This window comes from Stutzerimonas stutzeri (assembly GCF_019090095.1).
GTDB lineage: Bacteria > Pseudomonadota > Gammaproteobacteria > Pseudomonadales > Pseudomonadaceae > Stutzerimonas > Stutzerimonas stutzeri_AN.
The window spans coordinates 2032486-2058305 of the sequence record NZ_JAGQFP010000002.1 but is presented as its reverse complement, the minus strand read 5'-3'; the positions used below and the strand labels follow the sequence as shown (position 1 = coordinate 2058305).

At 64.7% G+C, this 25820-nt stretch carries 21 protein-coding genes; 5 read left to right on the top strand and 16 right to left on the bottom strand.

Annotation, left to right across the window (positions count from 1 at the left end; genetic code table 11):
* Nucleotides 1-39 precede the first annotated feature (39 nt).
* The 6 genes from KVO92_RS19280 to KVO92_RS19255 all read right to left on the bottom strand — a co-directional run bounded on the left by KVO92_RS19280 (nt 40) and on the right by KVO92_RS19255 (nt 6565).
* Nucleotides 40-867 carry an HpcH/HpaI aldolase/citrate lyase family protein gene (locus tag KVO92_RS19280; RefSeq protein WP_217477117.1) on the bottom strand — a complete coding sequence of 276 codons (828 nt, stop codon included), beginning with the start codon at nt 865-867 and terminating at the stop codon, nt 40-42.
* 220 nt (nt 868-1087) lie between these two features.
* Nucleotides 1088-2287 carry a CaiB/BaiF CoA transferase family protein gene (locus tag KVO92_RS19275; RefSeq protein WP_217477116.1) on the bottom strand — a complete coding sequence of 400 codons (1200 nt, stop codon included), beginning with the start codon at nt 2285-2287 and terminating at the stop codon, nt 1088-1090.
* A gap of 199 nt (nt 2288-2486) precedes the next feature.
* Nucleotides 2487-3839 carry an MmgE/PrpD family protein gene (locus KVO92_RS19270; RefSeq protein WP_217477115.1) on the bottom strand — a complete coding sequence of 451 codons (1353 nt, stop codon included), beginning with the start codon at nt 3837-3839 and terminating at the stop codon, nt 2487-2489.
* Nucleotides 3836-4228 carry a VOC family protein gene (locus tag KVO92_RS19265; protein ID WP_217477114.1) on the bottom strand — a complete coding sequence of 131 codons (393 nt, stop codon included), beginning with the start codon at nt 4226-4228 and terminating at the stop codon, nt 3836-3838. The genes KVO92_RS19270 and KVO92_RS19265 overlap by 4 nt, the downstream gene beginning before the upstream one ends.
* A 139-nt stretch (nt 4229-4367) precedes the next feature.
* A complete protein-coding gene (locus tag KVO92_RS19260) occupies nt 4368-5549 on the bottom strand; it encodes an acyl-CoA dehydrogenase family protein (protein ID WP_217477113.1) in 1182 nt (393 codons plus the stop codon).
* Between the two features lie 194 nt (nt 5550-5743).
* Nucleotides 5744-6565 carry an FAS1-like dehydratase domain-containing protein gene (locus KVO92_RS19255; protein ID WP_217477112.1) on the bottom strand — a complete coding sequence of 274 codons (822 nt, stop codon included), beginning with the start codon at nt 6563-6565 and terminating at the stop codon, nt 5744-5746.
* Between the two features lie 122 nt (nt 6566-6687).
* Between KVO92_RS19255 and KVO92_RS19250 the strand changes: the two genes are divergently transcribed.
* Nucleotides 6688-7581 (top strand): LysR family transcriptional regulator, encoded by an 894-nt coding sequence (locus KVO92_RS19250; RefSeq protein WP_217477111.1) that lies wholly within the window; start codon nt 6688-6690, stop codon nt 7579-7581.
* 276 nt (nt 7582-7857) lie between these two features.
* Nucleotides 7858-9165 carry an MFS transporter gene (locus KVO92_RS19245; RefSeq protein ID WP_217477110.1) on the top strand — a complete coding sequence of 436 codons (1308 nt, stop codon included), beginning with the start codon at nt 7858-7860 and terminating at the stop codon, nt 9163-9165.
* A gap of 32 nt (nt 9166-9197) precedes the next feature.
* On the opposite strand, the gene arfB is transcribed toward KVO92_RS19245, so the two are convergent.
* On the bottom strand, nt 9198-9611 hold the full coding sequence (arfB, locus tag KVO92_RS19240) for an alternative ribosome rescue aminoacyl-tRNA hydrolase ArfB (RefSeq protein ID WP_217477109.1): 414 nt from the start codon (nt 9609-9611) through the stop codon (nt 9198-9200).
* A 142-nt stretch (nt 9612-9753) separates the two neighbouring features.
* Between arfB and KVO92_RS19235 the strand changes: the two genes are divergently transcribed.
* Nucleotides 9754-10794 carry a metal-dependent hydrolase gene (locus tag KVO92_RS19235; RefSeq protein WP_217477108.1) on the top strand — a complete coding sequence of 347 codons (1041 nt, stop codon included), beginning with the start codon at nt 9754-9756 and terminating at the stop codon, nt 10792-10794.
* On the opposite strand, the gene KVO92_RS19230 is transcribed toward KVO92_RS19235, so the two are convergent.
* The 7 genes from KVO92_RS19230 to KVO92_RS19200 form a co-directional block, all read right to left on the bottom strand.
* Nucleotides 10791-12104, bottom strand: a complete 1314-nt coding sequence (locus KVO92_RS19230) for an APC family permease (RefSeq protein ID WP_217477107.1) — start codon at nt 12102-12104, stop codon at nt 10791-10793. The two genes, KVO92_RS19235 and KVO92_RS19230, sit on opposite strands and share 4 nt — an antisense overlap.
* Nucleotides 12105-12284: 180 nt before the next feature.
* Entirely contained in the window at nt 12285-14231 is a 1947-nt protein-coding gene (locus KVO92_RS19225) for a methyl-accepting chemotaxis protein (RefSeq protein WP_217477106.1), read from the bottom strand.
* A gap of 132 nt (nt 14232-14363) precedes the next feature.
* Nucleotides 14364-16145, bottom strand: a complete 1782-nt coding sequence (locus KVO92_RS19220) for an ABC transporter ATP-binding protein (RefSeq protein WP_217477105.1) — start codon at nt 16143-16145, stop codon at nt 14364-14366.
* The gene (locus KVO92_RS19215; RefSeq protein WP_217477104.1) at nt 16138-16770 is read right to left on the bottom strand and encodes a DsbA family protein; all 633 of its coding nucleotides are present in this window, start codon (nt 16768-16770) and stop codon (nt 16138-16140) included. The genes KVO92_RS19220 and KVO92_RS19215 overlap by 8 nt, the downstream gene beginning before the upstream one ends.
* Before the next feature lie 65 nt (nt 16771-16835).
* On the bottom strand, nt 16836-17771 hold the full coding sequence (locus KVO92_RS19210; protein WP_217477103.1) for a rhodanese-related sulfurtransferase: 936 nt from the start codon (nt 17769-17771) through the stop codon (nt 16836-16838).
* Nucleotides 17772-18057: 286 nt separating this feature from the next.
* A complete protein-coding gene (locus tag KVO92_RS19205) occupies nt 18058-18357 on the bottom strand; it encodes a BolA family protein (RefSeq protein WP_217477102.1) in 300 nt (99 codons plus the stop codon).
* Nucleotides 18358-18373: 16 nt separating this feature from the next.
* The gene (locus tag KVO92_RS19200) at nt 18374-18889 is read right to left on the bottom strand and encodes a DUF2059 domain-containing protein (RefSeq protein ID WP_217477101.1); all 516 of its coding nucleotides are present in this window, start codon (nt 18887-18889) and stop codon (nt 18374-18376) included.
* Between the two features lie 149 nt (nt 18890-19038).
* Between KVO92_RS19200 and KVO92_RS19195 the strand changes: the two genes are divergently transcribed.
* On the top strand, nt 19039-20430 hold the full coding sequence (locus KVO92_RS19195) for a class II fumarate hydratase (protein ID WP_217477100.1): 1392 nt from the start codon (nt 19039-19041) through the stop codon (nt 20428-20430).
* Nucleotides 20431-20832: 402 nt separating this feature from the next.
* Here the strand turns inward: KVO92_RS19195 and KVO92_RS19190 are convergent, their stop codons facing one another.
* Both KVO92_RS19190 and pap read right to left on the bottom strand, forming a co-directional pair.
* On the bottom strand, nt 20833-22017 hold the full coding sequence (locus KVO92_RS19190; protein ID WP_217477099.1) for a thiolase family protein: 1185 nt from the start codon (nt 22015-22017) through the stop codon (nt 20833-20835).
* A gap of 146 nt (nt 22018-22163) precedes the next feature.
* Complete coding sequence (gene pap, locus KVO92_RS19185) at nt 22164-23645, bottom strand: polyphosphate:AMP phosphotransferase (protein ID WP_217477098.1); 1482 nt, start codon at nt 23643-23645, stop codon at nt 22164-22166.
* Between the two features lie 186 nt (nt 23646-23831).
* Between pap and mnmC the strand changes: the two genes are divergently transcribed.
* A complete protein-coding gene (mnmC, locus tag KVO92_RS19180) occupies nt 23832-25805 on the top strand; it encodes a bifunctional tRNA (5-methylaminomethyl-2-thiouridine)(34)-methyltransferase MnmD/FAD-dependent 5-carboxymethylaminomethyl-2-thiouridine(34) oxidoreductase MnmC (protein ID WP_217477097.1) in 1974 nt (657 codons plus the stop codon).
* The last annotated feature ends 15 nt before the right edge of the window (nt 25806-25820 follow it).

Here is a 25820-nt window from a genome sequence, read left to right as displayed (position 1 = left end):
TTTTTGTCGGTTGGTACGTTTGCGGGCACCGCGTCGCGGTCAGGGGACCGCTTGCCCGGCACGTTGCAGCAGGCGACGGGCACGGCCGATGACCGGTGCATCGATCATTTGCCCATCGACCACGAAGACGCCCTCGCCTGACGCACCGGCCGCGAGGACGCGTTGCGCCCAGGCCAGTTCGTCAGCGCTGGGCATCAACGTTTCGTGCACCACAGCCACCTGGCTGGGGTGAATGCACAGCACGCCGCCGAAGCCCATGTCGCGGGCGTCGGCAGCGAATCGGGCGAGCCCGTCCAGATTTCGGATATCGGGAAAGACGCTGTCCAGTGGTGGCGCCAGATTGGCCAGCCGGCTGTGCAGCAGCAGCGAATAACGCGCCTGATCGAGGACGCGTTCGGCCGCAGCCGTGCCGCTGGCCAGACCAAGATCCAGCCCGAGATCCAACGCGCCAAACGAAAGCCGCTCGACGCCTTTGGCCGCGGCGATCTCAGGCAGCGCGGCGAGCCCCCTGGCGCTCTCGACAATGGGCCAGACCGGTTTGCCGCATCCTGCCGCCGTCACCACCTGGGCGGCGCGTTCCACCTTGGGCAGCAATACGCCGATGACGCCGGGCCGGGCCGCGCAGACCGCCAGATCCTCGCTTTGCTGCGCGTGGCCGTCGGCGTTGATGCGCACCAGGACCTGAGCGTCGGGGTTGGCGGCGAGAAAGGCATCGAGATGCCCACGCGCCTCGGCCTTCAAGCCGTCGGCGACCGCGTCCTCGAGATCGACGATCACCGCATCGGCGCCGCTTGCCAGTGCCTTGGGGATACGCTCAGGGCGGGTTGCCGGAACGAACAGCGCGGAGCGAATGGTGCGAGTATTCATGGCAGTTCCTTGAGTTCATCCAGTCTTTGGCGGGCACGGTTCGCCTGGGGTCCCGGCGCGGCGGTGCATCTCGGTCCCGGCTCGCCAGCAAGGCGATTCGGACGGGGGCAAGCGCGCGTCCGCGTATCGCATGGCGTGGCAGGCGCGGTTTGGCTCGTTAACAGGCCTGCCCAGCCAGAGCTGCGCTCGTTTCGCCAGCCTGCAGGCGTCATCGACACGCTCATCGCGCGCCCTGCAGGCGCTGGATTTCGTCAGGCGAATAGCCGAGCTCGGCCAGCACCTGCTCGGTGTGCTCGCCCAGTGCCGGAATCGGGTCCATCCGCGGCGCGAAGGCGCTGTTGCTTCCCGGCGGCAACAGCGCCGGTAGCTCTCCTGCCGGGCTGCCGACCTGGCTCCAGCGCTGGCGAGCCTTGAGCTGTGGATGCGCCCAGACGCCCGCCATGTCGTTGACATGCGCATTGGCGATGGGCGCGGCGTCCAAGCGCTCGATCACCTGCTCTGCGCTGAGTTCGGCGAACGACGCGACGATGATCGCGCGTAGTTCCTCGCGATGCGCCGAGCGCAGCGAGTTGCTGGAGAAGCGCTCGTCGAAGGCCAGCGCTGGCTGCAGCAAGACCTTCTCGCAGAACAGCAGCCACTCGCGCTCGTTCTGCAGCCCCAGCATCACGGTGCCGCCGTCGCCGGTCGGAAATGGCCCGTAGGGGTAGATGGTCGCGTGCGCGGCACCGGCGCGCGGGGGTGGCGGTGCGCCTTCGTAGGCGTAGTACAGCGGGTAGCCCATCCATTCGACCAGGCTTTCCAGCATGGAAACGTCGACGCGGCTGCCCTCGCCCGTTTTGTCGCGCAGCATCAGTGCCGAGAGCACGCCGGTGTAGGCGTACATGCCGGCGGCGATATCGGCGATCGAACAGCCGGCCTTGGCCATCTGGTCGTCGCCCGGCCCGCCGGTAACCGAGAGGAAGCCGCCCTCGCTCTGGATCAGCAGGTCATAGGCTTTCTTCTGCTCGTAGGGGCCTCCGACGCCATACCCGGAGATATCGCAGACGATCAACCGTGGGAAGCGCTCATGCAGCGCCTCGAACGACAGCCCCATGCGCGCGGCAGCACCCGGCGCGAGGTTCTGCACCAGCACGTCGGCCTTGGCCAGCAACCGATCGACGACCTGGTTGGCGGCCGCCTGCTTGATGTCCAGCGTCACGCTCTCCTTCGAGCGGTTGGTCCAGACGAAATGCGAGGCCAGGCCATCGACGCGCTCGTCGTAACCGCGCGCGAAATCACCGGCGCCCGGCCGCTCGATCTTGATCACCCGCGCGCCGAGGTCAGCCAACTGACGGGTGCAGAACGGTGCGGCGATGGCGTGTTCGAGGCTGACCACGGTGATGCCGTCGAGCGGGCGGGGTTTGGCTTGAGTGTCGTTCATGTTCGGTTCCTGCACATTCGGCGTAGGGTGGAAATCGGCGGAGCCATTTCCACGCGTTTGTTCAAGCCCCTGGGGACTCTGGCCCCACGTTGGTGGATGAGGCTTCGCCGTCATCCACCTTACGAGTCAGGCCAGCCATGTAGGGTGGGCTTCAGCCCACCAATCTGCCTGCCGGTGGACTAAAGCCCACCCTACCCACTCACCGCAGAACGCCCAGATCGTCGACCTCACGCAGCCGCCAGACGGTCTCGATCATTTCGTCTGCCTCAGAGGGATTGCGCGCAGCGGAGAACTGCACCAGGCGGCGGAATTTGTCCTCCAGCTCGGTGCGGCTCAGGGTGTTGCCCGGATCGCCCTTGGGTTCGTCGATGGCGCCGTGCAGCGTGCGGCCGTCGGTCGTCTCGACCGTCACACGGCCGAGCCAGCGCGCGGGATAGGCGGCATCCACCTGGGAATCGAGAGTCATCGCGACCTTCTCGCGGAACGCGCCAACACGCGGATCGCTGAGCGCATGACTATGAAATTCGGTCAGCCCGGCCTTGCCATACAACGCGATCAGGCCGAGCACCGTGCCCATGCTGAACTTCGCCTGATGCACTGTCTGCGGAACGTTCACGCGGCCGAGCACATCGATGGCACCCTGATGCACGTGGGCGGTGACCGACGCAATGTCCTCGGCACGCAGCCCTTCGCGCTGCATCAGCTCGAGCAATGCATCGGCGGCCGGGTGGGTATGGCGGCAGGAGGCGTGGAACTTGAAAGACGTCTCGGCCAGTGCCCAACGACTGCCGAGGCGATCCGACAATTTGCACGGATCGGCGTCGCTGGACATGCCCGCAGCCATGCCCTGCTCGCCTTCGAGAATGTTTTGCGCGCCGGTCAGGCCCTCGGCCGTCAGGTAGGCGGCGAGCAGGCCATCGGCAGCCGCCTTGGCGGTATGCAGCTGCTTGGAATCCGCCGCGTCACGAAGAAATTCCCAGAGTCCGGCGGCCTGGGTACCGGCGCTGCCCAGCAGATGGGTGAACTGCTGCTGGTCGAAGGCCATCAGCTTGCCGACGGCCACTGCCGCGGCCAGGGTGCCGACCGTCGCGGTGGTGTGAAAGATGCGGTAATGCGAGCGGCCGAGAAACTCGCCGATACGAATGCCGGCTTCATAACCAGCCACCGAGGCCACCAACAGCTCCCGGCCGGACTTGCCGAGATCCTGCGCCGCCGCCAGCGCAGCGGGAAAGACCACCGTCGCCGGGTGCAGCACCGAGCTGTTGTGCAGGTCGTCCTGCTCGACCAGGTGCGAGCTGGCGGCGTTCACCAGCGCGGCGAAATAGGCCGAGCTGCTCTGGCCATTGACCAGGATGCGCGCCGGGCCATCGACCGGGCCCATCTTGGCGGCGTAGCGCTCGAACAGGGGAATCGGATGCGCGCCTGCGCCGGCCAGCGCCGAGCCGAGCCAGTCGAGGAACAAATCCTCGGTGCGCGCCAGGACGGCGTCAGGGATTTGCTCGTAGGTCAAACCGGCGAGGAATTCAGTCAACGCCTGGGTGTGCTGGCTCATGCGCCGGGCTCCATCAGGTTGGACAGTTCGATAAGGTTGGAATCGGGGTCGCGCAGGTACACCGAGCGGATCGGTCCGGTGGCTCCGGTACGCTTGACCGGTCCTTCGACAATAGCGACCTGCTGCGCCTCAAGATGCGCGATCACCTGCTCTAGTGGTGTGGCGACGATGAAACAGAGATCTGCCGAACCCGGCGTGGGCCGCTCGGCCTTGGGCTCGAATTCGCGGCCTGCCTGGTGCAGGTTGATCTTCTGGTTGCCGAACGCCAGCGCTTGGCGCCCTTCGCCGAAGGTCACCGCCTGCATGCCGAGCATGCGGGTGTAGAAGTCGACCGTTGCGTCGAGGTCGGCGACGGTGAGGACCAGATGGTCGAGGTGGTCGATTTGCATGGTTTCTCCTTGATCAAAGCCCGCGTGGAAGTGCTTCGCGACATCCACCCTACAAACCTGCCGCCGTAGGGTGGAAAACGGCGAAGCCTTTTCCACGCGTCTGCCCGAATCCGCTCGGATGCATCGCCTGTTGGCAGCGTCAGAAACTGCGCGGCAGCTCAAGCAGGTGCTCAGCCACGTACGACAGGATCAGGTTGGTGGAAATCGGCGCGACCTGGTACAGCCGCGTCTCGCGGAATTTGCGTTCGACGTCGTATTCGTTGGCGAAGCCGAAACCGCCGTGAGTCTGTAGGCAGGCGTTGGCGGCCTCCCAGCTGGCCTTGGCCGCCAGATACTTGGCCATGTTGGCCGCCGCTCCGGCGTTGCGCCCGCTGTCGTATTCCTCGCAGGCGCGCCAGCGCATCAAATCGGCGGCTTCCACCTCGATGTGCGCCTCGGCAATGGGAAACTGCACCCCCTGGTTCTGCCCGATGGGCCGGCCGAACACGACACGGTCGCGCGCGTACTGCGCGGATTTCTCGATGAACCAGCGGCCGTCGCCAATACATTCGGCGGCGATCAGGGTGCGCTCGGCATTCAGCCCGTCGAGGATGTAGCGAAAGCCCTTGCCCTCCTCGCCGATCAGGCTGCTGGCGGGGATTTCCAGGTTGTCGAAAAACAGCTCGTTGGTCTCGTGATTGACCATGTTGGCGATCGGCTGCACGGTCAGGCCGTTGCCGATGGCCTCACGCAAGTCGACGAGAAAGATCGACATGCCGTCGGACTTCTTTTTCACCTCGGCCAGCGGCGTGGTGCGCGCCAGGAGGATCATCAGGTCCGAATGCTGGATGCGCGAGATCCACACCTTCTGGCCATTGATGACGTACTTGTCGCCCTGCTTCACCGCCGTGGTCTTGATCTTGGTGGTGTCGGTGCCGGTGGTCGGCTCGGTCACGCCCATGGACTGCAGACGTAACTCACCACTGGCCAGCTTGGGCAGGTAGGTGCGCTTCTGCTCCTCGCTACCGTTCCTGAGCAAGGTGAACATGTTGTACATCTGCCCGTGGATGGTGCCGGAATTACCGCCGCAGCGGTTCACTTCCTCGAGGATCACCGAGGCTTCGGCCAGACCCAAGCCCGAGCCGCCGAATTCTTCTGGAATCATCGCTGAGAGCCAGCCGGCCTCGGTCATCGCCTTGACGAAGGCTTCCGGGAAGCCCTTCTCCTCGTCGAGCTTGCGCCAGTAGTCGGCGGGGAATTCGGCGCAGAGGGCGCGCACGCCTTCGCGGATGAAGTTCAGTTCTTCGTGCCTGGCGCCTTGGTAGTTGTGATTCGTCGTCATCTCGATACGTTCTCGTTGTTAGAGAGGGCGCCCCCTCTCCCCAGAGGGGCGAGGGAGCTATCCGGTGTACGTCGGAAGTCATGCCTGGGCAGACGGCATCGCGTGTCACCGATCCAGAAGCCGGACACCGATCAGTCCCCTCGCCCCCCCTGGGGAGACGGTTAGGGTGAGGGGCCGGAGTCCCGCCATACACGTCACTCGAATTCCACTTCAGCCCTCTGCGCCAGACCGTTGTGATCGCCGGCCCAGAGCTCGGCCTCGCCCGGCTCGACGATGCGGCCGCCCACTTCGAACGGCTGCGGTACCGTCAGCGGGCGCAGGCCGCGATAGGCGAAGCGACGCAGGCGGGCGTCCGGATGGGCGCGGCAGAAGGCGCGCAAGTTGAGCGTGGCGATCAGCGGACCGTGAACGACCAGCCCGGCGTAGCCTTCGGCTTCGGTGACATAGGGCCAGTCGTAATGGATGCGATGGCCATTGAAGGTCACGGCCGAATAGCGGAAAAGCAGCGTCGGCGTCGGCGCTACCGCTTCGCGCCAATGGCCGGCGATCATCGGCTCGCCACTGTTGGATTTCGGCGGACTCGGCTCGCGGTAGACGATGTCCTGTTCTTCGCGAATCGCCAGACGCCCCTCCTGCCGGTATTCGTGCTGTACCGTGACGAACAGCAGCGCGCCGGTGCGCCCCTGTTTTTCCTCGATGTGCTTGATGGTCGACACCCGCGTCGCCTCGGCACCAGCCGTCAGAGGCTCGTAGAACTCGACGCGGCCACCGGCCCACATCCGGTTGCGGTTGTCAGCCGGCGGCAGGAAGCCGCCGCGTGCCGGGTGGCCGTCCTCGCCCAGGCCGCTTTCGGGCAAGGGCTCTTGGAAGAAACACCACTGCCACAGCGGTGGCAACGGTTCGCCATGGCCTGGGGTGGGCTCATTCAAGGTCGCGGCGATCCGCATCAGCAGGTTGCGGCTGAGCTGGTCGTGGACCTCTTCGGTGCGACCTATCCAGGCGGTTACATCGGTCATCGCAGGCTCCGGCTCCGTGGTGTTGCCGTAGAATGCGTCGGCTGGCCGCGTTCGGGAATTGGCATTTACTGACAGCAGCGTTCGGCTAAGCTGAACGCTACATCCCGTCAGCGAACACCGCGATGCACTTCGATCTCTCCGACCTGCGCCTGTTTATCCATATTGCCGAGTCGCCCAGCCTGACCCAGGGCGCGCGTCGGGCGCACCTGTCACCGGCGGCGGCCAGCGCCCGGGTCAAGGCGCTCGAAGGACAGCTCGGCAGCCGCCTGCTCTACCGCGACAGCCGTGGCGTGGCGCTGACACCGGCCGGGCAGAAGCTGCTGCAACATGCCCGGCTGATCATGCGCCAGGTCGACTACCTGAAGGGCGAGTTCACCGAATACAGTACCGATTCGACCGGGCATATCCGCATCTTCGCCAACACCACCGCCGTCACCGAATTTCTTCCGGAAGTACTCGCCGGCTTTCTCGCCGAGCGCCCCGGGGTGACGGTGGACCTGCAGGAGCGTCTGAGCCGGGACATCGTGCGCGGTGTACTGGACGGCAGCACCGACATGGGTATCATCGCCGGCCCGGTGCAGGCCGAGGGGTTGCAGGCGCTGCATTTCAGTACTGACCGCTTGCTGCTGGCGGTGCCCCTGGGCCATCCGTTGGCGACGCTGCCTCGGGTTACGCTGCGTCAGACGCTCAGCTATCAGCACATCGGCCTGCACGAAGGCAGCACGCTGCTCAGCTTTCTGCGCGATCAGGTCGAAAAGTTCGGCGGTACCCTGTCGCTGCGGATTCAGCTGTCCAGTTTCGAAGCCGTATGCCGGATGATCGAAGCAGGTGTCGGGATCGGTATCATTCCCGAATCCGCCGCGCGCCGGCACAGCCGAACCATGCAACTGGCGTTGGTGGCACTGGACGAACCCTGGGCCGTCCGCGAACGCAGCATCCTGGTTCGCGAGCTCGAGGCCCTGCCCGGCAGTGTCCGAGCACTGATCGCGACCTTGCGCCCAGGACAACACGGCTAATCTGGGCCAAGCTTGCAAGGTCGGCTGGCGCCGTCACGGCTTCGCGGCGCGGCGTTGCCGTCGGGCGGCAAAGGCAATGAGGTACGCAGTCTTGGGCCAGGAAATGCGCTTCGTTTTGAATCCTCGGCGAAAAGTGCTGCCCAAGCTGCATGCGCCGAGGCACACCCTATGGGCACTGCCTCGGACGTTCATACACTTGATTACGATCACGGTGGAGCACTCCTGATCGGAGCACTCTGCCAAAAAAATGGACTTACTTGCTTAAGGTTGTTTGCCATGACGTCCTTACTAGCCCCGATCAGTTCGCTGCTGGCCGGTGTTGCCTTACTGCTACTCGGCCACGGCCTGCTGAATACGCTGTTGACGCTGCGTGGCGTTGCCGAGGGATATTCGACCGGCCTGATCGGCCTGCTGATGTCGGGCTACTTCGCCGGCTTCCTCATTGGCACCTGGCTGGCGCCGTCGCTGATCCGCCGGATCGGCCATATTCGCACCTTCGCCTTCTACGCCGCGCTGGCGTCGGTGGCCGTGCTGCTGCACGTGATCATCGTCAACCCGTGGGTGTGGCTGGTGCTGCGACTGATGTACGGGGTGGCGCTGGTCACGCTGTACATGGTCATCGAGAGCTGGCTCAACGCACAGGTCAGCGGTGAGAAGCGCGGCCAGGTGTTCGCCCTGTACATGGCCGTCAACCTTGGCTCGCTGGCGGCGGCCCAGCAGCTGCTGAGCCTCGACAGCCCGATGAACTTCACGCTGTTCGCGCTGGCGGCGATCCTCATCTGTGCCGCGTTGATGCCGGTCACCCTGACGCGTCAGGCGCAGCCGGCGCAGCCCGACATGCCGGCCACCGACCTGTTGCAGCTGGCCCGTATCGCGCCCTTGCCGCTGATGGCGGCGGGTATTTCCGGCCTGACGCTTGGCGGGTTCTGGGGCCTGGCGCCGGTCTATGCCTCGCAGAGTGGCTTCGATGCCTCCGGCGTCGGTCTGCTGATGAGCGTGACCATCCTCGGCGGCGCCGTGCTGCAATGGCCGATCGGGCTGTTCTCCGACAAACATGACCGTCGCAAGGTCATGCTCTGCGTCGTGGCTATTGCCGCCGTGCTCGGCGGCCTGATCACCCCGCTGACGTCTGGCCCCTTGCTGCTGGGGATGATGTTCCTCTGGGGCGGCCTGGCGTTTTCGATCTACTCGATCGCCGTCGCGCAAATGGTCGATCAGTTGCACCCCGATGAGATTCTGTCCGGCTCCAGCGGCCTGCTGCTGGCCAACGGCTTCGGTGCCGCCTTCGGCCCGGTGGTCGCCGGGGGACTGATGAGCTTTTTCGGGCCGAAGGCACTGCCGGTGTTCTTCGCCGTTACCCTGGCGTTCCTGGCGTTCTATTCCTGGTACCGCTCGCGCCGCGTGGTCGACCTGGTTACCGAGCCGCACGGGCATTTCACGCCCATTCTGCGCACCAGTCACACCGTGCTGGAGCTGATGCCCGATACCCCGGAGGGCGAGGACAAGGGCAGCGAAACCCGCGACTCGCTGGACGACGATGTGCTCGACGACGATATCGTCGAGCCGCGCACCGGCACGGGCTAGGCGGGACGCCCTGACGCCCTGTCCGGACCTGGCTAGAAGTCCACCTTGCCGCGCCCTGCCTTGATCGCCCCGCGCTTGCTCTTGCCTTCCAGACGCCGCTTCTTCGAGCCCAGCGTTGGGCGCGTCGGGCGGCGGGCCTTTTCCACCTTGGCGACACTGCGGATGAGTTCGGCCAGGCGCGCCAGAGCATCGGCGCGGTTCTGCTCCTGAGTGCGGTACTGCTGGGCCTTGATGACGATCACCCCATCACCGGTGATCCGGCTGTCGCGCAGCGCCAACAGACGTTCCTTGTAGAACGGCGGCAACGACGAGGCATTGATATCGAAGCGCAGGTGCAGCGCGCTGGATACCTTGTTGACGTTCTGCCCGCCGGCGCCCTGCGCGCGGATCGCGGTCAACTCGATCTCGCTGTCGGGCAGCTGGACGCTGTTGGATATCTCGAGCATCGGCCCTTCTGCGTCTGGAATGAATGCCCATTGTCCACGAGCCGGGCAGCGCGGACACGTTTTTATATGATTTCGCGCCACAGGCGGCCGGCCGGTTCGGCTACCTTGGCTCCCTGGCCAACCGGTACAGACGGAACCCCTTATGGATTCGATCACCCAGGCGCTGCTCGGCGCCACGGTCCAGGCGTCCTTGCTGGGCCGCTGGCAAGGACGCAAGGCGTTGTTGTATGGCGCCGTACTCGGCACCTTGCCGGACCTCGACGTGGTCATCGACTATGGCGACGCCGTGGCCCAGATGACCTATCACCGTGGCTTCAGCCATTCGCTGTTCACCCTGAGCCTGCTGGCCGTGGCGCTGACCTGGCTGGCTCGACGCATACGACCCGACCCTGGCTACAGCGGCGGCCGGCTGCTTCTGACGATCTGGCTGGTGCTGATCACCCATGTGCTGCTCGACGCCTTCACCAGCTATGGCACGCAGCTGTTCTGGCCGCTGCCGACGCCGCCCGTGGCCTGGTCCAGCGTGTTCATCATCGATCCGCTCTACAGCCTGCCGCTGCTCGGGGCGGTCCTCGCCGGTGCCGCCTTCGGTCTGAAAGGACGCCGCCCACGCTGGGCGTCGATCGCGCTGGTGCTGTCTTCGCTGTACCTGGCCTTCACCCTGGCCGGCAAACAGCTGGCAGAGCACCGCGTGGACGCCGCGATGGCGGCATCGGGCATTCACCCCAGCCAGGTGTTCAGTACGCCGACGCCGTTCAACAGCCTGCTCTGGCGGGTGATCGCCCTCGATGGCGACCATTACTACGAGGCGCTGGTAAGCTGGTTCGATGTCGATCCGCCCGAGCTGATTCGCCTGCCCCGCCATCCGGCGCTTGCCGAGGCGCTAGCGGCGTCCCCGCAGCATGCCCGGTTGAACTGGTTCACTGGCGGCGTGCTGCGCTATGACGAGGTCGACCGGCACCTGCTGGTGACCGACTTGCGGCTTGGCATGACCGGCTACCACCCCTTCCGCTTTGCCCTGGCCGAGCGTGAGGGGCCAGGTTGGAGGCTGACGCCGGTCGTCGAGCGCTGGCCGGCCGAGCGCGGCGACACCAGCAAGCTCGAGCAGCTCTGGCAACGCATCTGGACGCAGCACCAGCCGATCCCGCTGGCGCAATGGGCTGCTGAGTTGCAGAGTCGCTAGCGGCGGCGCTGCTGCCAGCGGCCCAGACCGTAAAGCGCTGCACCCACAGCCATCAGCAAGGCCGCACGCAACCAGGTGCCGGCGCTCTGCTGAGACAGCAGGACCAGGCAGGAGCCGATGGCCAGGTACGGCAGGATCGTCGGGGTGCGGAAGTGCGGCGCAGCCACTTTGTCCTTGCGCAGCACCAGTACCGCCACGTTGGTGCTCATGAACACGAACAACAGCAACAGCACCACGGTTTCGGCCAGCGCGCGCAGCGTGCCGGTCACGGTGAGCGCCATCGCCAGCACGGTGGTGACGATAATGGCGAGCCAGGGCGTGCGCCGCTTCGACAAAACCCGCGTCAGCGCCGACGGCAGCAACCCTTCATCGGCCATGCCATAGGCCAGCCGGCTGGACATGATCATGGTCAGCAGCGCGCCGTTGGCCACCGCAACCAGCGCCACGGCGGCGAACAGCCAGTCCGGGACCGCATAGCCGGTTGCGCGTACCACATCCAACAAGGGCGCCGACGATTCACTCAGCGCAGCGGGTGCGAGCACGGCGGTCGCCGCCATGCCAACGCCCATATAGACCAGGCCCGCAGTCAGCAGCGCAGCGAACAACGCGCGTGGGTAGTTGCGGCGGACGTCCTTGACCTCTTCGGCCACGTTGGCCGACACCTCGAAGCCGACGAACGAGTAGAACGCGATCAGCGCCGCCCCCAGCACCGCGATGGCGGGCGATACGCCGGGTGCGAACGCCAGCACCCGAGCAGGCTCGCCCTGCCCGCTCAGCAGAAAACGCGCCGCCAGCACGACGACGAACAGCAGGCCCGACACCTCGATCACGGTCATCACCGTATTGGCCCCGAGCGACTCCTTGATCCCTCGTGCATTGAGCAGTGCAACCACGCCGAGAAATACCAGCGCAGTCGGCACTGCCGGGGTCTCGATGAAGGCGCTCAGGTAGTCGCCGGCGAAGGCCAGGGACAGGCCGGCGGCACTGGTCACACCGGCAGCGAGCATGCAGAAGCCGACCAGAAAGGACAGTAACGGCTTGCCGAACGCGCGCTCGGCGAAGACCGCCGCGCCACCCGCGCGGGGATATTTGGTGACGAGCTCGGCATAGGACGCGGCGGTCAGCATCGCGAAACCCAGCGCAACCAGCAGCGGCACCCAGACGGCCCCCCCGGCCTCGCCGGCAATCTTGCCGACCAGCGCGTAGACGCCGGCGCCCAGCACATCGCCGAGGATGAACAGAAACAGTGCCGGCCCGCCGATCGCTTGGCGCAGGCGTGATTCGCCAGTGGCGAATGCAGTGGGTTTCATGAAGAGGCACTCCCGGGACAGGAGCGGTTGGCAATCTGCGATGAGGCTTTCAAGGGGCGTCTCCAGAACAGGCGACCGCAGCCGCGTCTTGTACTAGATCGCCGGTAGATCGATGGAGTTCAGCGCCAGAAACGACAAAGCCCCGGCATGACCGGGGCTCGATACGAACGGAGCTGAAACTCAGATGCGGAAGCGCGCCACCAGCCCTTGCAACTCCACACCCAGGCGCGCCAATTCGGCACTTGCGCCAGCGGTCTGCTCGCTGCCGCTGGCGCTTTGCTCGCCGATATCCCGGACGCGCGTCACGCTCTCGGTGATGTTTTCCGCTACGGCGCTCTGCTCTTCCGCTGCCGCCGCGATCTGCTGGTTCATTTGCTCGATGGTGGAGACCGATTCGGTGATGCGCCCGAGCGCCACACCCGCTTCGCCGGCCAGATCGACGGTGCGTTGCGTCAGGTCGCGGCTGGTCTGCATCTGCTCGACCGCCTTCTGCGCCACCTGTTGCAGGTTGCTGATCAGGCCTTCGATCTCTTCGGTGGAATCGTGCGTGCGGCGCGCCAATGCACGGACTTCGTCCGCCACTACGGCAAAGCCCCGGCCTTGTTCGCCTGCGCGTGCGGCCTCGATGGCAGCGTTGAGCGCCAGCAGGTTGGTCTGTTCGGCGACGGCACGAATCACCTCCAGTACGCTGCCGATGCGACCGCTTTCAGCGTTCAGCTCTTCGATCGCCTGGGCCGAATGCTCGACCTCACCGGAGAGGTTGCCGATCTGGCCAATGGCTTCCTGAACCACCCGATCACCCTGACGCGCCTGTTGATCGGCCTGACGAGCCGCAAGCGATGCCTGCTCGGCATTCTGGGCGACTTCCTGCACGGTCGCGGCCATCTGGTGCATCGCAGTCGCCACCTGATCGGTCTCTTCCCGCTGCTTCTGCACACCGGCGCTGGTCTGGGCGGTTACCGCCGACAGCTGCTCGGCCGCCGCGGCGATCTGGCCGACGCCGCCGCCGATCCGTCCGATCAGGCCGCGCAGGCTTCCGGTCATGGCATACATCGCCTGCTGCAACTGACCGAGTTCATCACGTCGAGTGACGGTTTCGGATTGGCTGAGATCACCGTCCGCCACCCGCTGAGCCAGCTGCACGGTGTAGCGCAGCGGCCCAACGATCATGCGCGAGATGACTGCCGCGGCCGCCAGGCCGATCACCACGGCCAGCACGGTGATGATCCCCAGCAGCATGTAGGCGCTGCTGCGTTGGGTTTCCATGGCTGCGGTCGCATCGGCCATCATCTTGCCTGCCGCATCGACGACGCTTTGCGCCTGGCCGACCATCTCCTGTTCCAGCGCGACGCGGGCGCCGCGATTGCTGCGGAACTCGTTGAATGCCCGCTGGTAGCTGGCCAGCGCGGCAAGAGCGCCATCCATGGTCGCTTTCTGCTCGTCATCGAGCCAGTTTTTCAGGCTGTTACCGATGGTGGTCACGTCTTCGAAGGATTCGTTCCAGGAATCCACCGCCGCCTGGGCGTTGTTGTTGATGAAGATGTTTTCGAAGGTGCGCAGATCGAGGATCTTTTTCGTCAGGCCAGATGCGGATTCGGCAATGGTCAGCGGATCGCTGCCTCTCAGGTGATCGCCCTGCAGGCGCAACACGCGCACGGCGTCGTACATGTCCAGCTCGATGTATTCGAACTCCTCGCGACTCTTCTGCGCCGTGTCGTCCATGCGTGCGCGAAGTGACTGGCCACGATTGATCAGCACGCCGTACTCATCGAACTGTTTGGCATAAACGGCGGCGCTGCGGCGGATCTGCTGCACCGCTTCCTGCTCCTGCTCGGAGAGGCCGTCCAAGGCATCCAGCTCGCGGTTCAGCCGCTCGAGTGTGCCGCGCAATGCCTGGGCGGACGCCTCGCTTCGGGTCAGCGCGTAGTCGCGCTCCTGGCCGCGCGCCTCGAGAATCGCGGCGTTGATGCGCGATAGCTGATTGACCTGGTAGGACCGATCGAGAATCGAGTTGACGGTCAGGAAACCGGTTCCGGCGACACCCAGCGTCAGCAGCAGGACGAGGGCAAAGCCAAGCAGCAACTTCTTGCCCATGGACAGGTTGGCGAATAGATCGAGGGGCTGCATCAGAAAATCCTTAAAAAGTATGCGCGCTCATGGAGTCGGCCGCTTACGACAAAAGTTGAATGCCAAAGCGGAGCAATTTAATCAGGATTTAATAGCAGTTAGCCACCTTCGAGCCGGATTCGAGGCTCACGATCAATGCTGCTGAAGGTGCCCGTAAAGCTTGGCGTAGAGCCCGCCGTCGGCGATGAGCTGTTGATGGCCGCCCTGTTCGGCGATGCGCCCACCATCGAATACCAGCACGCGGTCGGCCTGTTTCACCGCGGACAGACGGTGGGCGATGATCAGTGTCGTCCGCCCTTGCAGGAAGCGATTCAGCCCTTGATGCAGCGCATATTCGGTGGCCGCATCCAGGGCCGAGGTGGCCTCGTCGAGGATGACCACCTTGGGCTCGGCCAGCACCATGCGCGCCACCGCCAGACGTTGCCGCTGCCCGCCGGACAGGCGCACACCGGACCGACCGACGATGCTGTCGAGCCCCGCAGGCAGCTGGCGGATGGTCTCGGCCAACTGAGCGATCTCCAGCGCATGCCAACACGCCGCATCGTCGCGCTCGCGCCCCATCAGCAGGTTGGCACGTACCGTGTCGTTGAACAGCGCGGGATGCTGCAACACCACGGCAACGTTATCGCGAACGGTAGGCAGACCGATGTCACGCATGTCGATACCGGCGAAGCGTATCTGCCCGGCCTGCGGTTGATACAAGCCGAGCAGCAGCTGCACCAGCGTGCTCTTGCCGCCGCCACTGGCGCCGACGATGGCGACCTTTTCACCCGCCGCGATGGAGAGATCCAGACCTTCCAGGACCGGTTCGTCCTGATAGGCGAAACGCAGCCCCTGGACCTCGATGTCGACGGTCTCGCGCCCAGCGAAAGGATCCTGGCCGCCGGCGTGCTGTGGCTCGTCCGCCCGTGCGAGCAGTTGGTTGATGCGGCTCAGCGCACCACCGGCTGCGTAGAAGGCGTACTGCAGGTTGAGCAACTGCTCCACCGGGCCGATCATGAACCACAGGTAACTGAACACCGCCAGCATCTGCCCGATCGACAGGTCCGAGAACAGTACGGTCAGCATCGCCGCGGCGCGGAAGATGTCGATGCCGAACTGAAACAACAGGCCGCTGGCCCGGTTCGAGGCGTCGGTTTTCCATTGCGAAGCGACGGCATAGTCGCGCACTTCCCGCGCCCGCAGCCCGAGACGTCCGAGGAAGAATCCCTGGCGATTCCCGGCACGCACCTCCTGGATGGCGTCCAGGGTTTCGGTGAGCGCCTGCGTGAACAGTGAGGTACTGTCGTTCTCGAGCTTTTTCAGGTGCTTGACGCGCTTGCCCAGCTGCACCGTGGCGTAGATCACCAGCGGGTTGAACAGCAGGATTAGCAACGCCAGTTGCCAATGCATCCACAGCAGGATCGCCGCCGTGCCAGCGATCGACAGCACGGCAACCAACAGCCGGCTGAGGGTCTCGCCAATGAACTTGTCGATGGTTTCCAGATCGGTGACCAGGTGCGCGGCCACCGTCCCGCCACCCAGGCTCTCGTATTCGCTCAGGGCGATGCGCTTGAGCCGCTCGATCAGGCGGATACGGATGCGATAGACCAGATCCTTCGACAATCGGGCGAACAGACGCGCCTGCAGCACGTTGAAAATCAGCGCGCAGGCTCGCAGCAGCAAGGTCGCGACAAGCATCAGGCCGATGTAGCCAACCGCCGTCTGCCAGCCGTCAGGCAAGACGGTGTTCATCACCTGCAACGCGGTATCGCCTTGACCCAGCAATACCTCATCGACCAGCAACGGCAGCAGCAAGGGGATCGGAACGCTGCACAGCGTCGCCAGTACTGCGACCAGGTTGGCGAGAATCAGCGCTTTGCGATGGTGAAGCGCGAGGCGACGGATCTCCGCCCAACTGAGCTGATCAGGCATGGGCATTGTGATCCAGCCACCGGTCCAGCAGGGGCGACAGTGCGTCGAGCGGCTGGAACCCGTTGGTGACCAACGCCAGCTGTCCGCCGTGCTCAGCGAGCAAGGTGGGGAAGCCGGCGATTCCAAGATTGCGCGCCCAGTCGAAGTCCGTCACGGTGGCATCGCGCACCGCCTGCGAGTCGAAGCGGTCGGCGAACTCGATACGGGGAATACCCGCCCGTTCGGCGAGCCGCACCAGCTCCGGCACGAGCGTGACATTGCATCCCTCGACATAGAACGCTTGCTGGATCAGACCGGCAAGGACCCAGGCCGACTTGGGGTCGAGGCTACGCGCCGCCACCAGGGCCCGGCACGCCGGCTCAGTGTCATAGACCAAACCGTCCGGCAGTCCCGCGTCGAAATTGAAGGGCTGGCCGCTCGCCTCGTGCACCGCATGCCAGTAGGAATGGGTGCGTTCGCGGGCGGCCGCGTCCATCGCGGTGCGCTCCTGGCGCAGGCCGCCGACCACCAGATCGGCCTCGACGCCCTTGCTGCGCGCCTGCTCGATCAGGGCGTGCACCACTGGCGCGAACCCCCAACACCAGGAACACATCGGGTCCATCACATAGATCAGTCGGCTGCGCATTTCGGGCTCCGGTTCTGTCGTGTGGAGCGCGAACTGCGCGCCATCATCTGGCCAAGCGGTGTCGCTTACGCACCCTGCTTGCGGTAGTTGTAACCGATGGGGTGCGGCTGGTTACGCTTGAGCGCCAACTCGATCTGCTTTTGCCGCTCACGGGCACTGTGGCGGGTCTTCTCGTTGAGACTATCCCAGCAATGTGGGCAGCTGATGCCTGGAGCGTAGTGCTCCGATTGGCGATCCTCCAGCGAGATCGGCGTGCGACAGGCATGGCACTGTTCGAAGTCGCCTTCGGTCAGGTCATGGCGTACGGTCACGCGGTTGTCGAAAACGAAGCAGTCACCGCGCCAGCGAGTTTCTTCCTGGGGGACCTCTTCCAGGTATTTGAGGATGCCGCCCTTGAGGTGATAAACCTCCTCGAAGCCTTCGCCAAGCATGTAACTGGAGGCCTTCTCGCAACGGATGCCACCGGTACAGAACATCGCGACCTTCTTATGCCGGGCCGGGTCGTAGTGCGCCTTGATGTAGTCGGGGAATTCACGGAACGACTTGGTCTGTGGATCGATCGCGCCCTCGAAGGTCCCGATGGCCACTTCATAATCGTTACGGGTGTCGATCAACAGCACCTCGGGATCGGCGATCAGCGCATTCCAGTCCTTCGGCTCGACGTAGGTGCCGACCCGCTGGTTGGGGTCCACGCCTGGCACACCCAGGGTGACGATTTCCTTTTTCAGTTTCACCTTGGTGCGATAGAACGGCTGCTCATCGCAATAGGATTCCTTGTGATCGATATCGGCCAGGCGCGCATCGGCGCCGAACCAGGCGAGTAACGCGTCGATCCCTTCGCGGCTGCCGGATACCGTGCCGTTGATGCCTTCCTCGGCCAGCAGCAGCGTGCCTTTGATGCCATTGGCGTTGAGGACGTCGAGCAGGGGTTCACGCAAGGCGACGTAGTCCGGCAGGGAGACGAACTTGTACAGCGCCGCGACGACGATGTTCTGGGTCATGCGGGTTTATTCCTCCAGTGGTCACCCAAACAGGCCGTTGAAAAACTACCTGCGTTGGCAAGACCGCGTTGAAAAGGCCTCGGAATGCTCATTTACACTCGTAAACTCCGCTTCCTCGGGTCTTTTCGCCTTGTCTTGCCTGCCTCGCCTACGTTTTTTCAACGGCCTGTCAAAGGGCGGACCGGGAACACGAAAACGACAACGCCGGCGTGAGCCGGCGCGGCGCGCATTCTATCAACAAACGCGTGGCAGGCTTCAAGCGCCAGCCAGGCGGTTCGCTCGACGCTTATTTATGCCCACCGGCGCAGACCGGCGAGTCGGGCGCCGCGCCCTGCTTCGCCCACTCTTCGGGGGTGTAGGTGTGCAGCGCGAGCGCATGGATCTGCTGCATCAGCTCGCCCATGGCGGCATAGGCCTTCTGGTGGCGCTTGACCGCATTGAGACCGGCAAACTGCTCGCTGACGATGACCGCCTTGTAGTGGGTTTCCTGCCCACGGCTGTGCATGTGGCTTTCATCCAGCACCTGCAGATACACCGGCTGCAGAGCGGACTGCAGGGTATTTTCGATCGTGAATAGTTTGGACATGGCGGGCAAGGCTCTCTCAAGGCTTCTTCTGGTTCTGGGTGTCGAGTTCGGCTGTCATCTCAGCCAGTAGCTTGTTCACCTGGGGCACGGCGCTTTCCAGCTTGGCCTGGGTCACCTGAGCCGAGCGGGCATTGAGTTGCGGCAGTTGCTTGAGCATCTTCTGGCCCAGTTCGGATTCGTAGAACTCGTTCAGTCGCGTGAGCTCCGGTTCGCTGAACGTCTCGGTGTACAGCGCAACCAGGTCGGGCTTGACCTGCTCCCAGCCAATCGCCTTGTCGAGCGCGGCATCGGCCTTGGATTGGTAACGCTCGAGCAGCGCCCGCTTGCTCTCCGGCGCCTGGGTCTGCTCGAAGCGTTCAGCGAACATGTGCTGCACCTGGGCGTAGACCGGCACCGAGAGGCGATCGGCATTGACCAGCTCCAGAAAGCGCTCGGCCTGGGCCGCGTGATTGGCACTGTCGGCGTTCGCCTGGCCCGCGAGCAGTGCCATGGAGAGCGCGCTGCAGAGGCCGAGGGTACGAAAAATATGCATGGGGTAATCCTTGCCGAACGAAAGAGGGGTCACAGTGGACACATTCTGCGCGCGGAGCTCCAATCGCTCAAGGAACAGCCCGCCCGGCTGATTGAACCAGTGCCGCTGGAAGGCGACCTAACGGGAAGACCCAATCGATGGAGCACGGCATGACCCGCACCGAAACCGACAGCCTGGGCCCGGTCGAAGTACCGGAACAGGCATACTGGGGCGCGCAGACCCAGCGCTCGTTGAGCAATTTCGCCATCGGCGAGCAGCGTATGCCATTGGCCGTATGCCACGCCCTGGCGCTGATCAAGAAGGCCGCAGCCCGGGTCAACGATCGCATCGGTGACCTGCCGCCAGACATCGCGCGGCTAATTGAACAGGCGGCCGACGAAGTGCTTCGCGGCCAGCATGACGATCAGTTTCCGCTGGTGGTCTGGCAGACCGGCAGCGGCACCCAGACCAACATGAACGTCAACGAGGTGATCGCAGGACGCGCCAACGAGCTGGCCGGCGGCGCACGTGGCGGCAAGAGCCCGGTGCACCCCAACGACCACGTCAATCGCGCGCAGAGCTCCAACGATTGTTTCCCGACGGCCATGCATATCGCCATCGCCCGCGCTGTTCATCACGACCTGTTGCCCGCCATCGCCGAGCTGTCCGGCGGTATCGCCGAGCAGGCAGCCCGCCATGGCGATCTGGTCAAGACTGGGCGCACCCACATGATGGACGCGACGCCGGTCACCTTCGGCCAGGAGCTGTCGGCATTCGTGGCGCAGCTGGATCTCGCCGAGCAGGCCATCCGCCACGCGCTGCCGGCCGTGTTCGAACTGGCACAGGGTGGCACGGCCGTCGGCACGGGACTCAACGCGCCGCACGGCTTCGCCGACGCCATCGCCGCCGAACTGGCCGCGCTGTCGGGCCTGCCGTTCGTCTCGGCGCCGAACAAGTTCGCGGCATTGTCCGGGCATGAGCCGCTGGTGACGCTGTCCGGCGCGCTGAAAACCCTGGCCACGACGCTGATGAAAATCGCCAACGATCTGCGGTTGCTGGGCTCCGGTCCGCGCGGCGGCCTCGCCGAGGTGCGCTTGCCGGCCAATGAACCGGGCAGTTCGATCATGCCGGGCAAGGTCAATCCGACGCAGTGCGAGGCGCTGTCCATGCTTGCCTGCCAAGTCATGGGCAACGACGTCACGGTCGGCTTCGCCGCAAGCCAGGGGCATCTGCAGCTCAACGTGTTCAAGCCGGTCATCGTGCACAACATGCTGGAGTCGGTTCGCCTGTTGGCCGACGGCTGCCGCAATTTCAATACGCACTGCATCGTCGGCCTGGAGCCGGACAAGGCGCGGATGGCCGAGCATCTGGAGCGAGGGTTGATGCTGGTGACTGCGCTGAACCCGCACATTGGCTATGACAAGGCGGCCGAAATCGCCAAGAAGGCCTATGCCGAAGGCACCACGCTGCGCGAAGCGGCGCTGGCCCTGGGGTATCTGAGCGACGAGGAGTTCGACCAGTGGGTGCGCCCGGAAACGATGCTGGAGTCCAGCCGTAGCTGATTACCAAGGGATGCGCGTGGGAGCGGTCTTGACCGCGATTGGATTGCGCCAGAGCCCGGTTTGTTCGCGGTCGAGACCACTCCCACCAGCCGATTCACGTACGGGCAACGACGTGCTGCCCGTCTGCCACGCCGTTACGGTGGCCTGAAGCCCAGCTTTATGTGAGCAGGGCTTCAGGCCAGAGACCTGCCAGACAACGGCAGAGGTACGCGTGGGAGCGGTCTTGACCGCGAATGATTGCACCAGAGCCCGGCTGTTTCGCGGTCGAGACCGCTCCCACGAGCCGATTCACGCAGCGCAGGCGTAGGGCCGAGGCGCATCGTCGAGATGCTTCCGCCCACCGCACAGTGCTCCAAGGAGGGTTGAACCGGCACGTACCAACCCCCTGTACGCTTTCCGCCCTCAACGCACGGCTTCGAACAGCCCCGCGGCGCCCATGCCACCGCCAACGCACATGGTCACCACGCCGTAACGCAGGTTGCGGCGCTGAAGTTCGCGCACCAGGTGCCCCGCCGTGCGCGAGCCGGTCATGCCGAACGGGTGGCCGATGGAGATCGAGCCGCCGTTGACGTTGAACTTCTCGTTGTCGATTTCCAGCGTGTCGCGGCAGTACAGGCACTGCGAGGCGAAGGCCTCGTTGAGTTCCCACAGGTCGATATCGCTGACTTGCAGACCGCGCGCCTTGAGCAGGCGTGGTACCGAGAACACCGGACCGATGCCCATTTCTTCCGGTTCGCAGCCGGCCACGGTGAAGCCACGGAAGAACGCGCGGGGCTTGAGGCCGAGCTCGAGCGCCTTGTCCAGGCTCATCACCAGCGTCATCGAAGCGCCATCGGACAGTTGCGAGGCGTTGCCTGCGGTCACCGAACCGTCGTCGGCAAATACCGGTTTGAGGCCCGCGAGACTTTCCAGCGTGGTGTCCGGGCGGTTGCAATCGTCACGATCGACCACGCCCTCGTGCTCGGTGCGCTCACCGGTGTTCTTGTCTTCGGTGTAGTAGCGGACGTTCATCGGCACGATTTCGTCCTGGAACAGCCCCTCGGCCTGGGCGCGTGCGGTGCGCTGCTGGCTTTGCAGCGAATACAGGTCCTGTTGTTCACGGGTGACGTTGTAGCGACGGGCGACCAGCTCGGCGGTCTGGCCCATGCTGTGATAGATACCCGGTACCCGCTCCTGCAGGATCGGGTTGTACAGGTTATCGGTGTTCTTGCTCTTGGCCGTCAGGGTGATCGACTCCACCCCGCCCGCGACGATGATGTCGCTGCAGCCGGAGGCGATCTGGTTGGCGGCGATGGCGATCGACTGCAGGCCCGAGGAGCAGAAGCGATTGAGCGTCATACCGGCACACTGGATGCCGAGGTTCGACAGCACCGCCACGTTGCGGCCGATGTTGTAGCCCTGCGCGCCTTCGTTCGAACCGGCGCCGACGATGCAGTCCTCGACCAACTTGGGGTCCAGATTGTTGCGCGACAACAGCGCATTGACGCAATGGGCCGCCATGTCATCAGGCCGGGTCATGTTGAACTTGCCGCGGAAGGACTTGGCCAGGCCGGTCCGTACGCTGTCGACGATCACTACTTCACGCATGGCATACCTCGAATGGTTGGGCGGGTCGCGTCGAGAGCGGCCCGTCTGTTGACGATGGCCGGAGCATAGTTCCAGCCATTCGCCGAAGGCGACGACCATTCAGCGGGGATATGGTCGACCATCGTGCGCCCGCGCACGCCGCCCGCTCAGCCGATCGCGGCTTCCAGCGCTTCATTGAGCGTGCGCAACACCTTGACCCGGGCGAAGCGCTTGTCGTTGGCTTCTACCAGCGTCCAGGGCGCGATTTCAGTGCTGGTGCGGTCGACCATGTCCGCCACGGCATGCCCGTACTCATCCCACTTGTCCCGATTGCGCCAGTCTTCTTCGGTGATCTTGAAGCGCTTGTGCGGCGTATCCTCCCGCTCCTTGAAGCGCTCGAGCTGAGTCTCCTTGTCGATCGACAGCCAGAACTTGACCACCACCACACCCGCGTCCACCAGCTGCTCTTCGAACTCGTTGATCTCGGTGTAGGCGCGCAACCAATCGTCCGGCGTGCAGAAGCCTTCGACCCGTTCGACCAGGACCCGGCCGTACCAGGAGCGATCGAAGATGGTGAACTCGCCACGCGCCGGCACGTTACGCCAGAAGCGCCAGAGCCAGGGCTGCGCGCGTTCGTCCTCGCTCGGCGCGGCGATCTGCACCGTCCGGTACAAGCGAGGGTCAAGCGCACCTGTGACACGGCGGATCGCACTGCCCTTCCCGGCTGCGTCATGACCCTCGAACACGGCCAGCACGCCGCGTTTGCGCAGACGCGGATCGCGCAACAGCTTCGACAGCCGTGCCTGCTCCTGTGTCAGCTGCGCCTTGTAGTCGTCCTTGTCGAGGGTCTGCGTCATGTCGAGGCTGCTGAGCAGGCTCAGCCGGTCGGCATTCAGCTCGACGGGTGCCGTGTGGGGCTGGGAAGGCTGGCTGTCGACGGCATCGAGCGCGGCATTGAGCCCTTCGAGCAGTATTCGTCCAGCCGTGAGGCTGCGGTAGCGCTCGTCGTAGCCCTCGATCACGTACCAAGGCGCGAAGTCGCGGCTGCTGCGGCGCAGAATGAGTTCGCCGTATCGGACGAACTTGTCGTAGGTCTTCGATTGCTGCCAATCCAGCGGACTGATACGCCAGCTGTGCAGCGGGTCGTCCTTGAGCGACTCGAGGCGCGCCAACATGCGCTCCTTGGACAGGTGGAACCAGAACTTGAAGATAAGCATGCCCTCGGCACAGAGCATCCGTTCGAAGCGCTGGGATCGGTCGATGGCCAGTTCCAGTTCGGTTTTCTTGATCCGTCCATGGACGCGATCCTCGAGCATCTTGCTGTACCAGTTACCGAAGAAGATTCCGGTTTGCCCCTTGGGCGGCAGGCGCCGCCAGTAGCGCCAGGCCGGTGGGTGTGCGAGTTCCTCGTCGGTCGGCACATCGAAACTGTCGACGCGGATCAGCCGCGGGTCCATCCATTCGTTCAGCAACTTGATGGTCTCGCCCTTGCCCGCGCCTTCGATGCCGTTGATCAGGATAAGCACCGGGAAACGTGCCTGCTCACGCAGACGGTACTGTGCAGCCAGCAAAGCCTCGCGGAGAACCGGTACGGCGTCGTTGTAGGTTTGTTTGTCGATGGTATGGCCGATTTCCGCGGATTCGAACATGGCGTACTCCAGAGCGTGGCTTCGCATAACCCTAGCAGGCGGCGGGACGCAGACGTGAACGGTGCCGAGCGCCTGTGGCCTTCAGCCGCATGATTCAGGCAGCCCGAATTGATGCGACAAAGCGCACCCGCTGCGGGTTTCCCACGGCTGCTAGAATCGCGGCCTTCTCGCGTCAGGATGCCTGCCATGCCCATCCACACCTCCCGTGATTTTCAACCGGCCGAGCTCGACTGGGACGCCAATGGTCAGCCGCAGTCCCGCCAGTACGGCGACATCTATTTCTCGCGCGTCTCGGGCATGGCCGAAACCGAACACGTCTTCCTGCAGCCGAACGGGCTGGCGGAGCGCTTCGCTGCGCTGCAACCCGGCGAACGTCTGGTCATCGGTGAAACGGGGTTCGGCACCGGACTGAATTTCCTCTGCGCCTGGGCGCTCTTCGAGCGCAGCGCCTGCGCCGGTGCGCAGCTGCATTTCGTCAGCGTCGAGAAACACCCGCTTTCCCAGGCCGACCTTCGGCGCGCGCTCGCGCTGTGGCCAGACCTGCAGATCTATGCCGAACAGCTGCTCGAGCAGTATGTCGCGGTCAACCCCGGCTTCCAGCAGTTGCGCTTCGGTACCGTGGTGCTGACGCTGCTGGTAGGCGATGCGCTGGACGGCCTGAGCACGCTCGAAGCGCGTGTCGATGCCTGGTTCCTGGATGGCTTCGCACCCGCCAAGAATCCCGACATGTGGCAACCGGCGTTGTTCGAACAGCTGGCTCGCCTGTCCAGGCCTGGCGCGACCTTCGCCACCTTCACCAGCGCTGGAAGCGTGCGCCGCGCGTTGCAGGCAGCCGGCTTCGAGGTCAAGCGCATCCCGGGTTTCGGCCAGAAATGGGAAAGCCTCAATGGCCGGTTCATCGCCGGTACGGAACAGGCCGGTGCTCCTTGGTTCGCTCGCCCGAGCGTCAAAGTCACGCAACGCCAAGCCCTGGTGATCGGTGCAGGGCTGGCCGGGTGCGCCAGTGCCGCCAGCCTGGCCGCACGCGGCTGGCAGGTGACGCTCATCGAACGGCATGACGACATCGCCCAGGAAGGTTCCGGCAACCCGCAGGGCGTGCTCTATTTGAAGCTCTCAGCGCATGGGACAGCCCTCTCGCAGCTGGTCGTCAGCAGCTTTGGCTACACGCGCCGGCTGCTGCGCCAGCTGCAACGCGGCGAGGACTGGGACGCATGCGGGGTGTTGCAACTCGCCTTCGATGAGAAAGAGGCGGCCCGGCAGACGGCGCTTGCCGAGGCCTTTTCGCCCAACCTGCTACGCGCGGTGACGCCAGCAGAGGCCGAGGACCTGGCCGGTGTCTCGCTGGATCAGGGCGGCTTGTACTACCCGGACGCAGGCTGGGCACACCCTCCGGCGCTGTGCCGTTGGCTGACCGCGCACCCGGCTATCGAAGTGCTCCGCCAGCGACAGCCCGTCGAGTTGCGCCGTATCGACGGCCGCTGGCAAGCGTTGCAGGACGATCAGGTGCTCGCCGAAGCGCCGGTGGTGATCCTCGCTGGCGCCGCCGACGCGACCCGCTTCAGTCAGAGCGCCTGGCTGCCACTCAAGCGTATCCGTGGCCAGATCACCGGCCTGCAGGCCACCGAACAGAGCGCCGCGCTGCGCACCGTGCTCTGCGCCAAAGGCTATGTCGCCCCCGCACGCAACGGCCTGCATACGCTGGGGGCGAGCTTCAATTTCGCCGAGGTCGATGGCGCACCGAGCGAAGCGGAACACCGCTCGAACCTCGACATGCTTCAGGAGATATCGGCCGATCTGTTCGAGCGATTGCACGCTGGCGACCAGCCGCTCGATGCGCTGCACGGGCGCGTCGCGTTTCGCTGCACCAGCCCCGACTACCTTCCGATCGTCGGCCCGCTGGCCGATCCCGCCGCTTTCGCCGAGGCCTATGCGGTGCTGGGCAAGGATGCCAGGCAGGTGCCCGATGCCCCCTGCCCCTGGCTGGATGGGCTGTACGTCAACACCGCTCATGGCTCGCGCGGACTGATCACCGCCCCGCTGTCCGGCGAGCTGCTGGCTGCCTGGCTCGATGACGAGCCGCTGCCGGTGCCGCGCCAGATCGCCGAGGCCTGCCACCCGAATCGCTTTTTGCTGCGCAAACTCATTCGCCGAACCGACTGAGCCGCAGACCGCACG

Coding starts and splice junctions, on each gene's coding strand:
- arfB (WP_217477109.1), bottom strand. CDS start 9,611: ATGCTCGAGATATCCAACAGCGTCCAGCTGCCCGACAGCGAGATCGAG.
- KVO92_RS19190 (WP_217477099.1), bottom strand. CDS start 22,017: ATGCGTGAAGTAGTGATCGTCGACAGCGTACGGACCGGCCTGGCCAAG.
- KVO92_RS19220 (WP_217477105.1), bottom strand. CDS start 16,145: ATGCCTGATCAGCTCAGTTGGGCGGAGATCCGTCGCCTCGCGCTTCAC.
- KVO92_RS19250 (WP_217477111.1), top strand. CDS start 6,688: ATGCACTTCGATCTCTCCGACCTGCGCCTGTTTATCCATATTGCCGAG.
- KVO92_RS19280 (WP_217477117.1), bottom strand. CDS start 867: ATGAATACTCGCACCATTCGCTCCGCGCTGTTCGTTCCGGCAACCCGC.
- KVO92_RS19210 (WP_217477103.1), bottom strand. CDS start 17,771: ATGACCCAGAACATCGTCGTCGCGGCGCTGTACAAGTTCGTCTCCCTG.
- KVO92_RS19205 (WP_217477102.1), bottom strand. CDS start 18,357: ATGTCCAAACTATTCACGATCGAAAATACCCTGCAGTCCGCTCTGCAG.
- KVO92_RS19275 (WP_217477116.1), bottom strand. CDS start 2,287: ATGAACGACACTCAAGCCAAACCCCGCCCGCTCGACGGCATCACCGTG.
- KVO92_RS19265 (WP_217477114.1), bottom strand. CDS start 4,228: ATGCAAATCGACCACCTCGACCATCTGGTCCTCACCGTCGCCGACCTC.
- KVO92_RS19255 (WP_217477112.1), bottom strand. CDS start 6,565: ATGACCGATGTAACCGCCTGGATAGGTCGCACCGAAGAGGTCCACGAC.
- KVO92_RS19195 (WP_217477100.1), top strand. CDS start 19,039: ATGACCCGCACCGAAACCGACAGCCTGGGCCCGGTCGAAGTACCGGAA.
- mnmC (WP_217477097.1), top strand. CDS start 23,832: ATGCCCATCCACACCTCCCGTGATTTTCAACCGGCCGAGCTCGACTGG.
- KVO92_RS19215 (WP_217477104.1), bottom strand. CDS start 16,770: ATGCGCAGCCGACTGATCTATGTGATGGACCCGATGTGTTCCTGGTGT.
- KVO92_RS19245 (WP_217477110.1), top strand. CDS start 7,858: ATGACGTCCTTACTAGCCCCGATCAGTTCGCTGCTGGCCGGTGTTGCC.
- KVO92_RS19230 (WP_217477107.1), bottom strand. CDS start 12,104: ATGAAACCCACTGCATTCGCCACTGGCGAATCACGCCTGCGCCAAGCG.
- KVO92_RS19200 (WP_217477101.1), bottom strand. CDS start 18,889: ATGCATATTTTTCGTACCCTCGGCCTCTGCAGCGCGCTCTCCATGGCA.
- KVO92_RS19260 (WP_217477113.1), bottom strand. CDS start 5,549: ATGACGACGAATCACAACTACCAAGGCGCCAGGCACGAAGAACTGAAC.
- KVO92_RS19235 (WP_217477108.1), top strand. CDS start 9,754: ATGGATTCGATCACCCAGGCGCTGCTCGGCGCCACGGTCCAGGCGTCC.
- pap (WP_217477098.1), bottom strand. CDS start 23,645: ATGTTCGAATCCGCGGAAATCGGCCATACCATCGACAAACAAACCTAC.
- KVO92_RS19225 (WP_217477106.1), bottom strand. CDS start 14,231: ATGCAGCCCCTCGATCTATTCGCCAACCTGTCCATGGGCAAGAAGTTG.
- KVO92_RS19270 (WP_217477115.1), bottom strand. CDS start 3,839: ATGAGCCAGCACACCCAGGCGTTGACTGAATTCCTCGCCGGTTTGACC.